16 protein-coding genes, 1 tRNA gene and 1 pseudogene are annotated in these 15,447 nt (G+C 71.4%); 3 read left to right on the forward strand and 15 right to left on the reverse strand.

Annotated elements, in window-relative coordinates:
- Positions 1 to 11 precede the first annotated feature (11 nt).
- The 4 genes from AB0L21_RS22990 to AB0L21_RS23005 all read right to left on the reverse strand — a co-directional run bounded on the left by AB0L21_RS22990 (position 12) and on the right by AB0L21_RS23005 (position 6,596).
- The gene (locus AB0L21_RS22990) at positions 12 to 1,370 is read right to left on the reverse strand and encodes a TQXA domain-containing protein (RefSeq protein WP_365699820.1); all 1,359 of its coding nucleotides are present in this window, start codon (positions 1,368 to 1,370) and stop codon (positions 12 to 14) included.
- Positions 1,371 to 1,699: 329 nt separating this feature from the next.
- Complete coding sequence (locus AB0L21_RS22995; protein ID WP_365699818.1) at positions 1,700 to 2,233, reverse strand: single-stranded DNA-binding protein; 534 nt, start codon at positions 2,231 to 2,233, stop codon at positions 1,700 to 1,702.
- Positions 2,234 to 2,627: 394 nt separating this feature from the next.
- Positions 2,628 to 4,985, reverse strand: a complete 2,358-nt coding sequence (locus AB0L21_RS23000) for a GTPase (RefSeq protein WP_365786040.1) — start codon at positions 4,983 to 4,985, stop codon at positions 2,628 to 2,630.
- Between the two features lie 3 nt (positions 4,986 to 4,988).
- Positions 4,989 to 6,596 carry a dynamin family protein gene (locus AB0L21_RS23005; protein ID WP_365699814.1) on the reverse strand — a complete coding sequence of 536 codons (1,608 nt, stop codon included), beginning with the start codon at positions 6,594 to 6,596 and terminating at the stop codon, positions 4,989 to 4,991.
- A gap of 273 nt (positions 6,597 to 6,869) precedes the next feature.
- Between AB0L21_RS23005 and AB0L21_RS23010 the strand changes: the two genes are divergently transcribed.
- A tRNA-Arg gene (locus tag AB0L21_RS23010) sits at positions 6,870 to 6,945 on the forward strand.
- A 177-nt stretch (positions 6,946 to 7,122) separates the two neighbouring features.
- On the opposite strand, the gene AB0L21_RS23015 is transcribed toward AB0L21_RS23010, so the two are convergent.
- The 11 genes from AB0L21_RS23015 to AB0L21_RS23065 all read right to left on the reverse strand — a co-directional run bounded on the left by AB0L21_RS23015 (position 7,123) and on the right by AB0L21_RS23065 (position 14,735).
- Positions 7,123 to 8,523 (reverse strand): site-specific integrase, encoded by a 1,401-nt coding sequence (locus tag AB0L21_RS23015; protein WP_365786042.1) that lies wholly within the window; start codon positions 8,521 to 8,523, stop codon positions 7,123 to 7,125.
- A complete protein-coding gene (locus tag AB0L21_RS23020) occupies positions 8,523 to 8,723 on the reverse strand; it encodes a helix-turn-helix domain-containing protein (protein WP_171156200.1) in 201 nt (66 codons plus the stop codon). Before AB0L21_RS23020 ends, AB0L21_RS23015 begins: the two co-directional genes overlap by 1 nt.
- Complete coding sequence (gene repSA, locus AB0L21_RS23025; protein WP_365786044.1) at positions 8,720 to 10,087, reverse strand: replication initiator protein RepSA; 1,368 nt, start codon at positions 10,085 to 10,087, stop codon at positions 8,720 to 8,722. Before repSA ends, AB0L21_RS23020 begins: the two co-directional genes overlap by 4 nt.
- Before the next feature lie 127 nt (positions 10,088 to 10,214).
- Positions 10,215 to 10,529 (reverse strand): SpdD-like protein, encoded by a 315-nt coding sequence (locus AB0L21_RS23030; RefSeq protein ID WP_365786046.1) that lies wholly within the window; start codon positions 10,527 to 10,529, stop codon positions 10,215 to 10,217.
- Positions 10,530 to 10,720: 191 nt separating this feature from the next.
- The gene (locus tag AB0L21_RS23035; protein ID WP_356131067.1) at positions 10,721 to 10,912 is read right to left on the reverse strand and encodes a mobile element transfer protein; all 192 of its coding nucleotides are present in this window, start codon (positions 10,910 to 10,912) and stop codon (positions 10,721 to 10,723) included.
- Between the two features lies 1 nt (position 10,913).
- On the reverse strand, positions 10,914 to 11,108 hold the full coding sequence (locus tag AB0L21_RS23040; RefSeq protein ID WP_365786048.1) for a hypothetical protein: 195 nt from the start codon (positions 11,106 to 11,108) through the stop codon (positions 10,914 to 10,916).
- 20 nt (positions 11,109 to 11,128) lie between these two features.
- Positions 11,129 to 11,815: a DUF2637 domain-containing protein gene (locus tag AB0L21_RS23045; protein ID WP_365786050.1), complete on the reverse strand. Its 687-nt coding sequence runs from the start codon at positions 11,813 to 11,815 to the stop codon at positions 11,129 to 11,131.
- Positions 11,815 to 12,018 (reverse strand): hypothetical protein, encoded by a 204-nt coding sequence (locus AB0L21_RS23050; protein ID WP_365786052.1) that lies wholly within the window; start codon positions 12,016 to 12,018, stop codon positions 11,815 to 11,817. Before AB0L21_RS23050 ends, AB0L21_RS23045 begins: the two co-directional genes overlap by 1 nt.
- 84 nt (positions 12,019 to 12,102) lie before the next feature.
- Positions 12,103 to 13,458 carry an FtsK/SpoIIIE domain-containing protein gene (locus tag AB0L21_RS23055; RefSeq protein WP_365786054.1) on the reverse strand — a complete coding sequence of 452 codons (1,356 nt, stop codon included), beginning with the start codon at positions 13,456 to 13,458 and terminating at the stop codon, positions 12,103 to 12,105.
- A gap of 2 nt (positions 13,459 to 13,460) precedes the next feature.
- Positions 13,461 to 13,817, reverse strand: a complete 357-nt coding sequence (locus AB0L21_RS23060; protein WP_365786056.1) for a hypothetical protein — start codon at positions 13,815 to 13,817, stop codon at positions 13,461 to 13,463.
- A 138-nt stretch (positions 13,818 to 13,955) separates the two neighbouring features.
- A complete protein-coding gene (locus AB0L21_RS23065; protein ID WP_356340747.1) occupies positions 13,956 to 14,735 on the reverse strand; it encodes a GntR family transcriptional regulator in 780 nt (259 codons plus the stop codon).
- Between the two features lie 17 nt (positions 14,736 to 14,752).
- Here AB0L21_RS23065 and AB0L21_RS23070 point away from each other — a divergent pair, with 17 nt between their 5' ends.
- Entirely contained in the window at positions 14,753 to 15,217 is a 465-nt protein-coding gene (locus AB0L21_RS23070) for an NUDIX domain-containing protein (protein WP_365786058.1), read from the forward strand.
- A gap of 15 nt (positions 15,218 to 15,232) precedes the next feature.
- Positions 15,233 to 15,447: pseudogene (locus AB0L21_RS23075) on the forward strand (NUDIX hydrolase); the annotation flags it as partial.

The raw sequence follows: 15,447 nt of genomic DNA on the forward strand, positions 1-15,447 counted from the left end.
ACGCCCAGGGGTCACCCGCCGTGGGTCGGCTCCCTCTTGCGCAGCACGATCAGGACCACTCCGCCGATCACCACCAGCCCGATGGCGACGCCCGCGATCACGGGGGTGATCATCGAACCGCCGGTCGCGGCCAGGTTGGTGGTGTCCGCGGTGTTGCCGCCCACCGTGGCCGGGCTGGGCTCGGTGCGGAGCTGGGCCGTCTCCGTCGTGATCGTGCCCTGGGTCTTGCAGTCCAGGACGCCGGTGAAGCGGTGGCTGAAGCCATGGGGGCCGGTGATCGTGAAGTCGTACGCCTGGTCCTCCTGGAGCGGCACGGTCACCGTGCGGGACGCGCCCGCGGGGATGGTGTGCTCGGTGCCCATCAGGCGGAAGGTGAACGGCTCGTCGCCCTTGTTGGCCGTGGTGATGTCCACGCCGCCCTCGGCGCAGTTCTTGCGGGCCGAGACCGCCGGTATGGCGCCCTTCTCCGCCCAGCCGGCCGTCGCGGTGGCGGAGACCGTGGACTCGCTGGAGCCGGCCAGGATCTGGGTCTGGCTGCGGCTCTCGGAGGCGAAGGCCCGGCCCACCGGCACGGTCGTCGACGCCTGCACGTTCAGCTGGGCCGTTCCGTCCGCCGCGTCCTCGGGGACGTCGAAGAACAGCCGGCTGCCGTTCTTGGCCGAGGTGATCACCTTGCCGGTCTTGTCGATGATCCGCACTCCGCTGGTGGCCGCGTACGCCGGCGGGCTCACCGTGACCGCGCCCGCGTTGGTGTGCACGGTCACCGGCCCGAGCAGGTCACCCGGCCGGCCGGAGACCGCGGGCGGGTCCAGGGTGAGCGAGGCCTGCGGCTCGGCGACGTTCCGGGCGCTCTTCTCCAGATAGTCGGCGAGCTTCTCGGCCTGCGGGTCCACGGCGTCGACCTGCGCGCCGTCGGAGTAGCGCCAGATGGCCACCTGGGTGCCGGCCGCCGCGTCCTGCTCGGTCAGCCCGTTCGCTCCCGCGCGCCGCGCGAGGGCGGCGAGGTCGTTGACCTGGGGGTAGGAGTTCTGCAGGATCCAGCGGATCCGGCCCGCGTCCTTGTTGGTGCCCAGAGAGGTGCCGCTCCAGGGCGTCTCCTGGTATCTGGCGTCTCGCTGGGTCGGGTTGTGGAGGTCGACGCAGTACGTCTGCAGGGTGCCGCCGCCGTCCACGGACATCTCGAACAGGCCCGCGGACACCCGCTGGTCGCCGCCGTCCTCGTGGATCACGGCCTCGCCGTAGGTCTTCAGACCGTTGATCGTGGCCGTCGCGCCGCCCTGGGTCTGCGGTGTGTCCTCGGCCACGGCCGTACCGGCGCCGGACAGCACGCCGGCCGCCATGAGGCCGGTCACCGTGGTGGCGGCGGCCATGCGGGCCGTTCCCGTGGACCGGCAGAACCCAGAGAGCGCAGCAAGCACAGAATTCCCCTTCGAGCAGGACCCGTTGGACGTGGGGGACGGTCCCACCAGCAGAATCGGCAGCCCCTAGGGGCACGCCCGGCATCCTATGGATCAGCCGGAGCCTCACCCGCCGGTCGGATCATCCGATGGCCGATCCGATCCGTAATCGTTATCGCCGGGACCGTCCGCGAGCTGGCCGTACCGACAAATCCACCGGTTCGTACGGGGTGTTCAGGCGGTACGCACAGCGTGTCGGGACGGGTCGACGACAAGACGCGGGCCGTGGCGCGTCCCTGACGTCACGTCACCGCGACCGTCTGCTGTTCCTGTGGCGCGAGTCCCTCTCCCTCCAAGCCCTGTTCGTGCATGTCCCGCTGCTCCTGGCCGTGGTGTTCCGGCTGTCCTTCCCGCGGTTCCGTCGGCCGCGGTGTCTCCCAGTTCGGCTCCGGGCGGGCCGCCGTCGGTGGCGCCTCCGGTTTGACCGCGCGCTGGAAGAACGCCATACCGCGCGACAGGTCGTGGCCGATCGCCACGGCGTCGATGTCGGCGGACGCCCACTGCTGCTGTCCCTGCACCTCCGTGCGCACCTTGAGCCGGCCCTGGACGACGACCGGCTGGCCCACCTCCACACACGCGGCCACGTTGACCGCGAGCTGCCGGTTGGCCCACACCGTGAAGAAATTGGTGTGCCCGTCGGTCCAGGCGCTCTTCTCCCGGTCCCAGTAGCGCGAGGTCACCGCGAGCCGGAACCGGGCCGACGGTCCCGTCGCCAGTTCGCGGTACGCCGGCCGGGTCGCCACGTTGCCCACCACACAGACGTTGGTCTCGTTCACTTCGATCGCTCCCCTCCCCCGCCCGGCGCCTTCCGGCCGGGCGGACACACGTACGGGCCCGTCCCGTACGGCTGCGTCTGCGGTGCCGGCGCGTACCTCTGCCGTACGCGCCGGCACCTCCTGACGACCGCCCGCACCGCCCGCCGCTTCTCCTGGCCGGACCCGCCGTGCGATCGCCGTGACCTCAGACTGCCTCCGCCGGGCCGAGCCCGCTGAGCGCTGTGGACGACCTGCCCCCTGTGGAAAACCCCGCCACCCACACGGGTGACGAGCCGCACGGGTGAGGACCCGCACGGGGAGGGCCGGCGGGCGGATCCGCCCGGGTGACGACGGCCCTCCGCTCCCGTCACCCACCCCTCGCCAGGCCAGCTCTCCCCGCGCTGACCAGGCCTTCTCACCTCACCCCGCTCCCGGTCCGCACGACCCTCCCGTACTGCTCACGCACCTCCCGGTACCGCAGCAGCTCCGCCGCCACCGGATCGAGCACCCGGGCCCGGCCGCAGCTCGCCGCGGCCTCCCGTAGCCGGCGTTCCGCTTCCTGGCCGTAGCGCCGCGCGGGCCCCCGGGCCGCCATCCGGCAGGCCCACTCCACCAGGGGCCCGCCGATGATCCCGCACACCATCAGCAGCACCGGTACACCCAGGTTGGGCGCCATCACCCCGGCGATCTGGCCGACGAGCCACGCGCCGCCCGCGATCTGCAGCAGGGTCATCGCCGCCTGGACCAGTACCGCCACCGGCCACCAGCCCGGCCGGGGCGGGCGGCCCGGCGGCAGCCCGGCCCGTGCCGCCAGGTCGTCCAGCGCCTCGGACAGTCCATGGGAGCCGCGTACGGCCGCCTCGCGCACCGCCTGGGCCCACGGAGCGGGCAGCCCGGCCGAGGCCCGGTCGGACACCGTACGCACCGCCTGTTCGACGCTCTGCCGGGCCGTGGCCTCCTCGTCGGCCTGGGCGCGCACCGCATGACGGCCCGTCGTGGACTCGCCACGGCCCTGGTACCAGCGCCACAGCCGCAGCCAGGGCGTGCCGCAGGCACGGTTGGCGTTGCGCAGCCAGGCGCGCTCGGCGGCCTCGCCCGCCGCGGTGGCGCCCACCGCGTCCGCGAGCCGCGCGGCGAACTCCTCGCGCGCCTCCTCGCTGAGCCCCGCCCGTCGTCCGGTGGCGTAGACGGGCCGCAGCTCGGCCGCGGCGGTGTCCACGTCGGCCGCCACCCGGCGGGCCGCCGCGCCGCGCTCCGCCACGAACTGGCCGAGCGCCTCGCGCAGGTCGCCGACGCCTTCACCGGTGAGCGCGGACAGCGCGAGCACGGTGGCGCCCGGTTCGCCGTGCTCGCCGAGCGCGATGCCGTCCTCGTCCAGCAGCCGCCGCAGATCGTCCAGGACCTGGTCGGCGGCGTCCCCGGGCAGCCGGTCCACCTGGTTGAGGACGATGAACATGATCTCCGCGTGGCCGGCCATCGGCCGCAGGTACCGCTCGTGCAGGACGGCGTCGGCGTACTTCTCCGGGTCCACCACCCAGATGACCGCGTCGACCAGTTTCAGGATCCGGTCCACCTGCTCGCGGTGCTGTACGGCGGCCGAGTCGTGGTCGGGCAGGTCGACCAGGACCAGCCCGCGCAGCTGTCCCTCGGTGTCGGGGCCGTGCAGCGGACGGCGGCGCAGCCGGCCCGGGATGCCCAGCCGGTCGATGAGGCCCGCCGCGCCGTCGCTCCAGCTGCACGCGATGGGTGCGGCCGTGGTCGGACGCCGTACGCCGGTCTCCGAGATGGGCACTCCGGCGAGCGCGTTGAACAGCTGGGACTTGCCGCTGCCGGTCGCTCCGGCGAGGGCGACGACGGTGTGCCGCCCGGAGAGCTTGCGGCGCGCGGCGGCCTCGTCCAGGACGCGGCCGGCCTCGGCGAGGGTGCGGCTGTCCAGTCGGGTACGGGAGAGCCCGACGAGTTCGCGCAGGGCGTCCAGGCGGGAACGCAGCGGGCCGTCGTACGCCAGCGGGGCCGGGGTGTGGCTGCCGGGCCCGCGGTGCGCGGGTTCCGCGGCGGAGGCGCGCTCGGCGGCGAGGGCGGCGGCACCGGCCTCGGTGACGCGCCGCGCGATGAGACCGTCGTCCCAGGCGCCGGAGGAGTCGGGCTTGGCGTCGTTGCCGGCGCCGGCGCCGTTCGCGGTGCCGGAGTCGGTCGCGGTGGTGGTCTTGGGAGGCGTGGCGTCGGATGAGGGGCGGGGCTTCGGCGAGTGGGGCTGCGGCCGGGGTACGGAGATGCCGGAGATGCCGCCGTCCTCGGCACTGTGCCCGCGCGCGGGGCGGTCACGATCGGGGGCGCGGTCGCGGTCACCGTTGCCGTCCCGCTCGGAGTGGCGGTCCCGCCCGGAGTGGCGGTCGGCGTTCTCGTCCTTCGCGCGCGCGGGGCGTCCGTTGACGGCGTCCGGTCCCTTGCCGTCGCTCCCCTCCGGGCCATCGTCCTCACCCCTGTCGCCCTCCTCCCGGTGCCCCTTGCCCTCGTCCCCGGAGAGGATGGCGGCAGGCCGCGGCGCGCCCGCCGGGCGATCGGTGCCGGGGCCGTCGTCCCCGCGCTCCTCCTTCACGAGACTCGGGCGCGCTTCCGGGAGGGCACCCGCGCGCGCGACGCCGTCCATGGCGCCCGAGCCGGGGTGACCTCCGTGCTCGCTTGCCCCCGTGTCGCCGCTGTCGCTGCCGTGGTCGGTGCGCCTCATGTCCTCGGTGTGATCCGTGTGGTCGTGGTCAGTGACGGCGGTCACCGGTCACCTCTCCTTCTGCAGTACGGACAGCGCGGCGATGAGTTCGGCCTGGGGCTCGGGATGGACGTCCAGGGCGTCGAGCGGGGCGAGGCGCCGCTCGCGTTCGCGGTGCATGACGCGGTCCACGTGTTCGATGAGCAGTCGACCGGCCCGGTCGCGCAGCCGCAGCACGCCGTGGGCGCCGAGCCGCTCGGCGAGCCCCTCGCCCGCGGTGCGCGCCCGGCGCCCGCCGAGCACGGCCGTGGCGACGAGGGCGGCGACGACCTCCGGGTCGGGTGCGCCCGTGCGTTCCAGCACGCGTACCTCGTCCTCGGCGTACTCCTCCAGCTCGCGCCGCCAGCGCCGGGCCGCGAGCCCGATGCGGTGCTCGGCGCCTTCCAGGGAGGCCTCCCGGCCGGCGAGCCCCGGGGCGTCGGCGGCCGGTTCGCGCCGCCAGGCGTCGTCGACGCGCTCGTCGGCGGCGGTCACGGCGCACAGCAGCAGGGCGGCCAGGCTGTCCACGAGGGCGTCCAGGAGTTCCCCGGCGGTGCAGTCCAGGGGGAAGGCGCGCCAGCGTTTGAGGGCGTCCCCGGCGAGTACGGCGCCGGACTGCAGGCGGGCCCGCACGCGCGCGTGCTCCTTGTCGTAGGCGGTCTCGACGGCGGAGGTCAGCCGGAGGGCCGCCGCGTACTGGGCGGCGGCGGCGCTGGCCAGCTCGGGGAGCCGGGACTTGAGCGAGTCGAGGACGCCGTAGGCCGTACGGGCCATGACGTGGTGGCGGGCGGCGGGGTCCTGGGCGTGGTGGACGAGCCAGCTCTTCAGGGGTGCGACGGCGGTGGCGGGCAGCAGTCCCGCGCCCCAGGCGGATTCGGGGAGCTCGGGCACGGTGAAGCGGGGTACGTCGCCGAGCCCGGCCTTGGTGAGCAGGGCCGCGTACTGCCGGGAGACCTCGGAGACGACCTGGTGGGGCACCCGGTCCAGGACGGTGACGAGGGTCGCGTCGTACTCCTTGGCGGTGCGCAGCAGGTGCCAGGGGACGGCGTCGGCGTAGCGGGCGGCTGTCGTGACCATGATCCAGATGTCGGCGGCGCAGATCAGCTCGGCGGCGAGGACGCGGTTCTCGGCGATCAGCGAGTCGACGTCGGGGGCGTCGAGGAGGGCGAGCCCGCGCGGGAGGGTGTCGGCGGTCTCGACGCGCAGCACGCGCGCGGGGTCCTCGTCGGTGAGCAGGAACTCGTCGGCGGGGTCCTGGTGGGGCACCCACACGCGGCTGAGCTGGGGGAGCACGCGCATCCCGCTGAACCAGTGATGATCCTCCGGATGGCAGACGAGGACCGGCGTCCGGGTGGTCGGCCGCAGCACACCGGCCTCGCTCACCCGCCGGCCGACGAGGGAGTTCACGAGCGTGGACTTGCCCGCGCCGGTGGAGCCGCCGATGACGGCCAGCAGCGGCGCCTCGGGCTCCCGTAGCCGGGGTACCAGATAGTCGTCGAGTTGCGCGAGGAGTTCGTCGCGGTTGGCACGCGCGCGTGGCGCCCCCGCGAGGGGCAGCGGAAAGCGTGCGGCGGCGACACGGTCGCGCAGAGCGGAGAGTGTGTCGAGCAGCTGAGGCCGTACGTCCAAGGTCACCACATGCGAAGAATGCCCAATTTTAGGGGAATTCTGAAGCATATAGACATGTCTGCGCGCCGACAGAACAGAACGGACGGAAGGGATGACCGGGACACGGGCACAGTCCAGGCATAACGAGTGCACAACACCCGGTGCGTCGGACGCCAAAAGCGGTGCACGATTCGTACCTGCCTGCGATTATCAGGACCGCTTCACCGAACCTCCACATCGAGCCACGGAGGCGAAGCGACAGGGTCGAGGAACGGGGAGCTTTATCCTTGGACCCGCCACCAGGCCCCCGTAGCTCAGTGGATAGAGCAGGCGCCTTCTAAGCGCTTGGCCGCAGGTTCGAGTCCTGCCGGGGGCGCCAGTCTCCGCCCTCCCGCCTGGGAGGGCTTTTCGCTGGTCAGAGCGGATGTCAGCGGGCACGACGAAGCCCCGGACGCCCTCTTGACGATCAAGGGTCGGGTCCGGGACTGTCCGGCTGTCACCGGGTTTCGCGGGTGGCCGGGTCGAATACGTGTCGAAGTTCTCGACCGGTCGAAGATCAGCCAGCGCCCGGCACCTCCGCCTCCGGAAGGTCACCCGCGGCTTCCAGCCGCCGCTTCAGGTCCGGCAGCTGCCCGTCAACGCACCGGGCGTACGTCGCCAGCAGCACGGCAACGCTGCTCCCGGCCCACTCGGCCACCTGGGCGGGCGGGATGCCGTCGTTGCGCCACTTCGTCGGGGGCGTGTTCCGGTTGTCGTACACGCGCCGTCCGGTGGGTGACTCGAAGACGTGCGGGGGCAGTACGGCCTTACGCGCGCTGCGCCACGCCCGGCGGATGACGGAGCCGGCGAGGATGCCACCGAACTCACCCTGGAGGAGCAGATCACCCGGCTGGAGCTGTTCATCGGCGATGTGCTGCCGCAGGATGCGCGTGAGGGCCGGATGCCCCAGCACCGTGCGCGTCTCGCCCTCCGCCCGGCCCTTCAGGTCACGTTGCCCGTGGATCTCCCCCGTATCGGTCCCCTGCTTCCCGACCTCCGGCGTCGCTGTGTGGATCAGCAGCTCGCACCACTGGTCGTCGGCGTCGGGCTCGGGCAGGGTCACGTCCTCCACCCGCATGGCTACGGCTTCCTGGGGCCGGGGGCCGCAGTAGTACAGCGTGGCGAAGAAAGCGTGGAGCCGCTTGCCACCGCGCGGCCGACGCCGTATCCAGTCGAGGATCGCCGCCGCCTGCTCGGGATTCAGCAAGGACCGCTTGTCGACGGCGTTCGTGGTCTTCGTGGCCGCCGTCGACTCCTTGCCCTTGGGAAGGGGGTTGGTCCGAAGGATGCGCCGTCGGATCGCGTACTTCATGGCGACGTTGAGGATCCGGCGGTTGCGCTTGCGGGACCAGGCCGCCGCCTGCTTGCCGTCGAGGCGGGTGTCGATGGCGCGCAAGACCTCATCGACCTTTTCCGGGTCCTCCCAGGCCGAGACGGGCAGGGAGTTCCGCTCAACCCACTTCAGGATAGCCACCACGTCTTGGGGGGCGTCCGGACGTCGGTTGGTGTTGAACGCCCATTCGCGAAGAGCCGTCCGCACGGCCGCAGGCGCGAACTGCGTGGGCTTTGCCCGCAGCAGCGCGATGGTGGTGGCGGTCAGAGTCTTCGCGATGTTCTTGCGGCTGTTGCCGCCGAGTTGAGACCAGCGGGCATCCACGTACTCGACGGCGAACTTGTACCAGCTCATGGCAGCCGACTTGGAGCGATGGGACACCGGGAGACCCGTGGCGACGACGAAGGCCTCGCCCTTGCCCGTGGCCCGGATGAGTTCCGAGCGGAAGCCCTCGGCGAGCGCGACGGTGTTGAAGGGCTCACGCCAGCGCTTGCCCGCGACCACCCAACGCACGGTGTACGTGGTCTTCCGCGCGCCCTTGTAGGTGAGGATCTTGTAGATCTTCACGTCGTACGTCGTCTCCATCAGGCGGCGTCCTCGCGGTCGTCGAGCCAGTGATCGAGGTCGCTCCGCCGGATCCGGAGGTCGCCGTTCGGGAGCTTGATGCAGCGCGGCGCACGGCGCTTGGCCCGCCAGTCGTAGAAGGTCGAGCGGGAGATGGCCAGTTCCTCGCAGACCTCCGCGAGGGTGAGCATGGTCCGTCGTGACCGGATGGCCGTGGTCATTTCGTGCTCCCTTCGCTCTGGAGGGCGTCGCGGGCGGTCTCGCGGTTGGTCTGGAGGTCACGGGCGATGGTCGCGGCGAGGGCGGCTTCGCCCGGGGTGTGGCCGTGCCCGGCGTACTGCCAGTCCGTCAGGACGAGGACGGTGTCCGGCTCGCGGTCGTCGAGGCCGAGGACGGATGCCTCCTGGGCGGCCCGGTAGTCGGCGCGTTCCTGGCGGAGAGCGCCGAGGGTGGTGGAGTAGGTGCGCGACTTGGACGAGAAGTGCCCGCGGAAGCCGAGCATGTGGGCCCAGGCCCAGAGGCGCCGGTCCGGGTAGAGGCTGTCCAAGTCGCGGCACGCGGTGATGAGCCGCCGGGTGTGGTCGGGGACCTGGTGGCGGTCGAGTTCGGCGAGTTCGCCGATACGGCGGTCCAGGGTGCCGGTGTTCTCCGCGGCCTTGGTCGCGTACTTGGCCACATACGAGGCGACGGCCTGCTCGGTGATGTCGGAGCCGTCACCGAAGGCCTTGACCAGGCGGACATCGAGCTGTCGGCCCCAGCGGAAGGTACGGGCGGGCTCGCCACCGGCAGCCGGGACCGACACGGACGTGTACGAGTGCGCTGCGGCAGCACGGACAGCGTCCGTGAGGAGGTCGACCGTGGCCCAGACGGGCGGGGGTGTCCCGGGCCCCTCCGGGCCGTCGAGGCGTACGACGGCGTGGAAGTGCAGGGCGCCGCGCTTCTGGAACTCGGCGACCTTGCCGTACGAGACGCGAAGGTGTTCGGCGAGTTCCCGGCGAGCCAGGCCGGCGCGGGCGGCAAGTTCCCGGCGGAGTCGGGTGGTGAAGCGTTGCCAGAGCTGTCCGGCGTGGTTGTTGAACAGTACGGCGCCCGCGTAGTCGTAGCTGTCCGCGTCGAGGGCGGTGCCCAGCTCCGGAGCGTCGGGCGCGTGCGGGGTGCCGCAGCGACAGGTGCCGTGATCGGGGCGGTTGTGGACAGGGCCGAACGAGGGGGCCGTGAGGGTGGCGAAGACACGCGGGTGATCGCGGACGGTGGCGGGGATGTCGCGGCGGACGTCTCCGGCCAAGCCGGCGCGGATCAGGTGGTACGTGTCGCCCGCGTAGGTCCAGGCGCAGGACGGGCAGCGGGAGGCGCGGCGGTTGCCGCAGGCGAGGCGGAGACGTCCGCCCGGCTCCTTCTCGGTGGAGTAGTGGTGCAGGGTCTCGCCGGTGGTCTTGTCCTTGTGGAGAACCCAGCCGGTGAGGTGGATCGGGTCGGAGCAGCCGCCGGTGCGGCGGATCTGGTCCTCCCAGCGGGAGTAGTCCGAGGCTGAGGCCACCCGGAGCACGTCTCCGAGAGTGATCGGGTCAAGCAATGTGTCGGGCATGGGCGCACTCGGTGTCGCGGGTGAGGCGCGGTGGGCCATGCTTGGGGTTCCTTCCGGTTGCGAGATCGGACAGGGACGGCGCCCGGGCGGCGGATGCTTGGCGGTATCGAGGCCGCCCGGGGGCCGGTCAGCGACGCTTGGCGTCGGAGGCGAGCAGGGAGCGCAGGACGACCGCGCAGACGGCGACCGAGGCGCCGGTGATGGCGACCGCCAGGAGCAGGGAGACCAGGACGGCTCCGAGCACCAGGACGACGGCCGTGCCGCCACCCACGAGGGCGAGGACGGTGCCGGGTGTGAGCTGGACCGTGGGCCGGACCGGCGTGGGAGGCGTCGGGGCGACCGGCGGTGTCCCCGCGTTCGAGGTGACGGCGGTCGGCTCGACGACGGGCGGTGTGCCGAGCCTGGTCGGCGTGGGCATGGTGGGGATCTTCGGGCGGAACATCGGTGGTCTCCTCTCGCGGGCTGGTTACTTGACGAGGGCGTTGATGGCCGGGGCGAGGACGCTGTCGGCGAGGAGGAAGCCGCCGAGCAGGAGGACGGCGATGAGCAGGCGGGCGGGCGGATGAGCTTGACGCCGAGGTAGCCGACGACGAGCAGCGCGAGCCAGAGCGGGACCTGCATGGCGGATGTCTCCTAGCGGATGCGGCAGCGGTGGGTGCGGGCGGCGAGCTGGGCCGCGGACTGGCTGGAGTAGTCGGCGGACCAGCCGCAGCCGTCGGAGCTGCACACGGCGGCGTGCTTGGTCTGGCCGTTGCGGTCGCGGTGCGTGCCGATCTGCACGGGGCCGATGCGCATCACGGAATGGAAGTGGTCGCGGGCGGGCATGTCAGTCGGTTGCCTCTCGGGTCGTGGTCGGGGCGGGGAAGCCGGCACGGATGCCGGCGGCGGTGGCCGGGTCGGCGGTGAGGCGGGCGGCTTCCTCGGCGAGCAGGTGGGCGAGGAAGGGCCGGTTGGCGGAGGCCATCTCGCGGGCGCCGTCGAGGTAGTCGGAGGCGGTCAGTTCGGCCGGGTCGCGGGTCACTGGTCTTCCTCTCTTGCCGATCAGGTGAGGTGGGCGGCGATGGCGTCGGCGAGGTGGGGCGGGACGCCGAGGCGGGAGCGCAGGGTGTCGGGGTCGATCGGGGCCCCGGTGCGAGCGCGGTACTCGTCGGCGACTTTGCGGGCGTGGTCGACCAGGACGGTGGGGACCTGAGGAGCAGGAGCCTGGGCGGGAGCTTGGTCCGAAGGGGCGGGGACCGCGTCAGGCTCGGCCACGGCTTCTGTGGCCGAAGCGGCTTCGGCGTCTGGTGTCTGCTGCTGGGCTGGGGGCTCGGTGCCCTCCGCCTCCGCAACGGGTGCCGACGCAAGCGGCTCCGACTCCGCAGCCGACGAGTGAGCGAGGAGCGTGCCGCCGAGGAAGGCAATAGCAGGCCATCCGGCGATGCCGAGGCGGAGCAAGGCGGGTGGGTCGGTCAGGTCGAGGAACCCGGCGGTGGCGACGTTGGCACCGAGCGAGGCGCAGAGCGCGACCAGGAACCAGCACCAGGCCAGCCGGGACGGGCCCTCACTGCGCAAGCGCCGCCAGGCAGCCACCAGGAGGAGATCGACGCTGACCGGGTAGGCCCATGCCTTCCACCCGTTCTGTCCGGCGGCAGAGGCCAGGTCGTGCAGATGCGCGAAGGACAGGGCGCCGGCGATGACGGCCTGCACCAGGACCGCGTCGACGCGGAGGCCGTGACGAGCACCCATCAGGAGTCACCCGGGTAGGCGGGGCCACCGTCGGGGTCGTAGCCGTCCGGGAACAGGCCGGGCGGCGGCTCCGGCAGGGAGACGGCGAGGGACGGACTGACGGCTTCCACGAAATCGAGGTCGGCACCGGTCATGTCGGCGTAGAGGGCGAGTTGGCCGAGCAGGAGCACGGTCCGGGCGAAGTCCTCGCAGTTCGGGCACACAGCGGGATCTCCCTTCTTCGGGCATGGCGGGGTAGGGACTTGGCGCGAAGGCGGTCACGCCGACCAGTGAGGATGAGCGAGGGATCAGACGGTGGCCGAGGAAGCAGCCTTGGCCAGCGACATGGGAGCGACAGCGGAGGCGGAGAAGACGGGCCGGAACGGAGCCAGCTCGGGCAGATCCGGGGTCCGGTCGGCATGCCGGTTGCAGATGTTCACGGCCTGCCGAAGCGAGGTGTGCGGGGCACGGATGCGGTGCCACCCTCCGGACGAGTCGCCCGCGATGGCGAGCCCCCGCATCTCCGCCGGGATCTGGATGGCGGCGAGGACGGCGTCCGGGGCGATGTCGCCGAAGGCCATGTTGGCGGAGGTTTCGTCGTTGACGCGGTGTGTGGTACGGCCGGTGAGCTGGGCGCGGAGCATGGTGATGCCCTTGCCGAGTTCGGAGCCGAAGCGCTGCCCGCAGATTTCGAGGTAGATACCGGCCGCTCGGCCTAGCTGGGCGAGGCGGACCAGGGCGGTGATGATGCGGTCTCTGCGCTTCTCCTCCTCCTTATCGGCGTAGAGGGCGAGTTCGGCAACCTCGTCGACCAGGACCACGACCGGGGTCGGGCGCAGATCGGACGGCAGGTCCCAGATGTCGGCGGCGATCTCCGCGTCCGGCACGTCCGCGGCGATGCGCTGCTGAGCCCGGATGACCTGATAGATGCGCCCCATCCGGGCCACGAGCGCATCAAGCACGTCAGCAGCGGTGTCGGGGTTGTCGGCCAGCGCGGAGAACCGGCGGGCCAGAGGGAACAGCTCAACCCCCTGCTTGCAGTCAATGCCGACGAGGGCAACGTCCATCGGTGCGAGTCCGGCGACCAGGTTGCGTTGGTAGACGGACTTGCCGGACTCCGTGGCCCCGAGGGTGAGGGCATGAGGTATTGCCCGGTAGTCGCGGTAGTGCACCGAGCCGTCCTGCCGCAGGGCGACCGGTACCCGCATCGGCCGGGTATCGGTCTTGGCCGGCATCTGCACCCGCTTGAGCACGTCGTAGCCGGTCATCCGCACCTCCACGACGCCGGAGCGCAGTTCCCGCGAGGTCACGCCGTACATCGAGAAGGAATGCCGGAGCCGGTCCGAGGCGGCGGCGACGTCGAAGGCGTCTTGCCCAGGCCGGAGCTTGAGCCGCAGGACCAGGCCGGTACGAGTCGGCCGCAGCCGCAAGATGCGCGGAGCGCGTGGCCCCGGTATGGGCCGGTTGGTGGCACGAGCGAGGGCGAGCCGCCACCGTGCGGGTGGAACGGTCAGCCCGCACGCGTCCATGACCGAGCCGTACCGGACCAGGACCCGCACCACGGCCAGCGTGACCCCAAAGGTCAACCAGTACCAGGCGGGGCGCCGCCACCGCAGAACACCTACGGCGGCGACGAGCACCAGGGCGACCGTTAAGGCGGTCATGATCAGGCCGCCTTGGGCCTTGCGGCGGCGTCGGCAAGCGAGGTGACCGCGACCGCGCGGAACGCGATGCCGTGCCGCTTCTGGCCGTTGAAGTCGTTCTCCCAGGGCCGGGCGATCAGGCCGGTAAGCGCGACCGGCGTGCCCATGGCCAGTTCGCCGGTGATGCCGGGCTCCGGGACGGTGATGGAGAGGATCTCCACCTCCTCGTTCGCCGCGAACATCACGTCGACCGTCATCAGCTTGGCCCCGGTCTCGACGTCGGTGGCGATCTCACCGGTACGACGGTCACGGACCTTGATCTGCGGGGACTTGGCAACCATCACGACCGCGCCGGAGGTGTCAACGGGAATCTGACGCACGGAGATCACTCCTCTATAGATGCTGGACTCCGTCACTCATGTATATGAGTGCCAGGAAGAAGAGTGCCCGACTCCTGTACATGAGTCAACCCGCCACGAAAGAGAACTCGTGACGGGCTGACGAGAGTTGAGTGCGCGTCAGTCGACGGCGGGGATCCGATACTCGAAAACGAACTGGTCAGCGGCCATGAGGGTGTCGCACACCTCGGCCACGAGACCCGCGGTCGTACGAGCCTCACGGATCAGATGAACCACGGGCGCCCCCGGACTCAGCGCCAGCTCCGAGGCTTCCGCCTTGGAGGCCGGCCGCGCTTGCAGCGTCTCGACGAACTCCGCGAACTCGTGTCCGTGGTCTTCGAGTCGGGCGTAGATGCCACCTCCGCCGGGATTCTCGGCGAACAGCTCCGGGATGTCCTTCACGACGTCCCAGGGCAGGTACGACGTCGCGGTCTCGACCGGGGTGCCGTTACGGAAGTAGAGACGCCGGCGAGCCAGCACCTGCGTACCGGTCGGAACGCCCAGCCGCTGGGCCGCATCCTCGGGCGCCTCCATGGGCCCGATGTAGAGAACGCTGACCTTGGCCGTGGCGCCGGACTGGGCGGACTCCGCAAGATACGCCGCCTGTCCTCCCTGTCGGAGCGAACGCCGGAAGCGATCGGAGGAGCGGTGCCGCACCGGAGGTCGGTTCTTCACGATCGAGCCCTTGCCATGCCGGGTTTCTACGAGCCCGCTCGCCCGCACCTCGACCATGGCCTTACGGATCGTCCCACCAGACACGCCGTAGCGCTCCACCAGCTCAGACTCACTCGGCACCATGTCGCCAGGCTTGAGAACTCCCGCCCGGATCTGCTGCACGATCTCGTCCGCGATCTGCACGTACCGAGGTCCGGACCCGACCCCTCCAGCCGCAGTTCCCATGTCCTTCTCTGCCTCCTATGCTCCTCTACATGAGTCAAGCACAGGAAGCGACGCCGTCTCCCCTGCACTCCGTATCCGTGGCCGGAGTGGTGGTGCGCGAGGACGGCCGCCTCCTGGCGATCCGCCGAGCCGACAACGGCACCTGGGAGCTCCCCGGCGGCATCCTCGAACTCAACGAGACCCCCGAGGCCGGCGTAGCCCGCGAGGTTCTGGAGGAGACAGGCATCCACGTCGAGGTGGACGAACTGACTGGCGTCTACAAGAACCTCAACCGCGGCATCGTGGCCCTGGTCTTCCGCTGCAAGCCGTCCGGCGGCACCAAGCGCACGTCGAGCGAGTCAACCGCGGTTTCCTGGCTCACGCCCGACGAGGTCAGCGAGCGCATGTCCGAGGTCTTCGCAGTCAGGCTTCTGGATGCCTTGGACGGCAACGGCCCTCACGTACGCAGCCACGACGGCAAGCGCCTGATCCCAGCGGGATAAGACCTTCTCTACTTCATCGAGGTAGACGAACTGACCGGCGTCTACAAGAACCTCACCCGCGGCATCGTGGCCCTGGTCTTCCGGTGCAAGCCGTCCGGCGGTATGGAGCGCACGTCGAGCGAGTCAACGGCGGTTTCCTGGCTCACGCCCGACGAGGTCAGCGAGCGCATGTCCGAGGTCTTCGCAGTCAGGCTTCTGGATGCCTTGGACGGCAACGGCCCTCACACGTA

This window comes from Streptomyces sp. NPDC052721, assembly GCF_040678315.1.
In the GTDB taxonomy this organism is placed as follows: Bacteria; Actinomycetota; Actinomycetes; order Streptomycetales; family Streptomycetaceae; genus Streptomyces.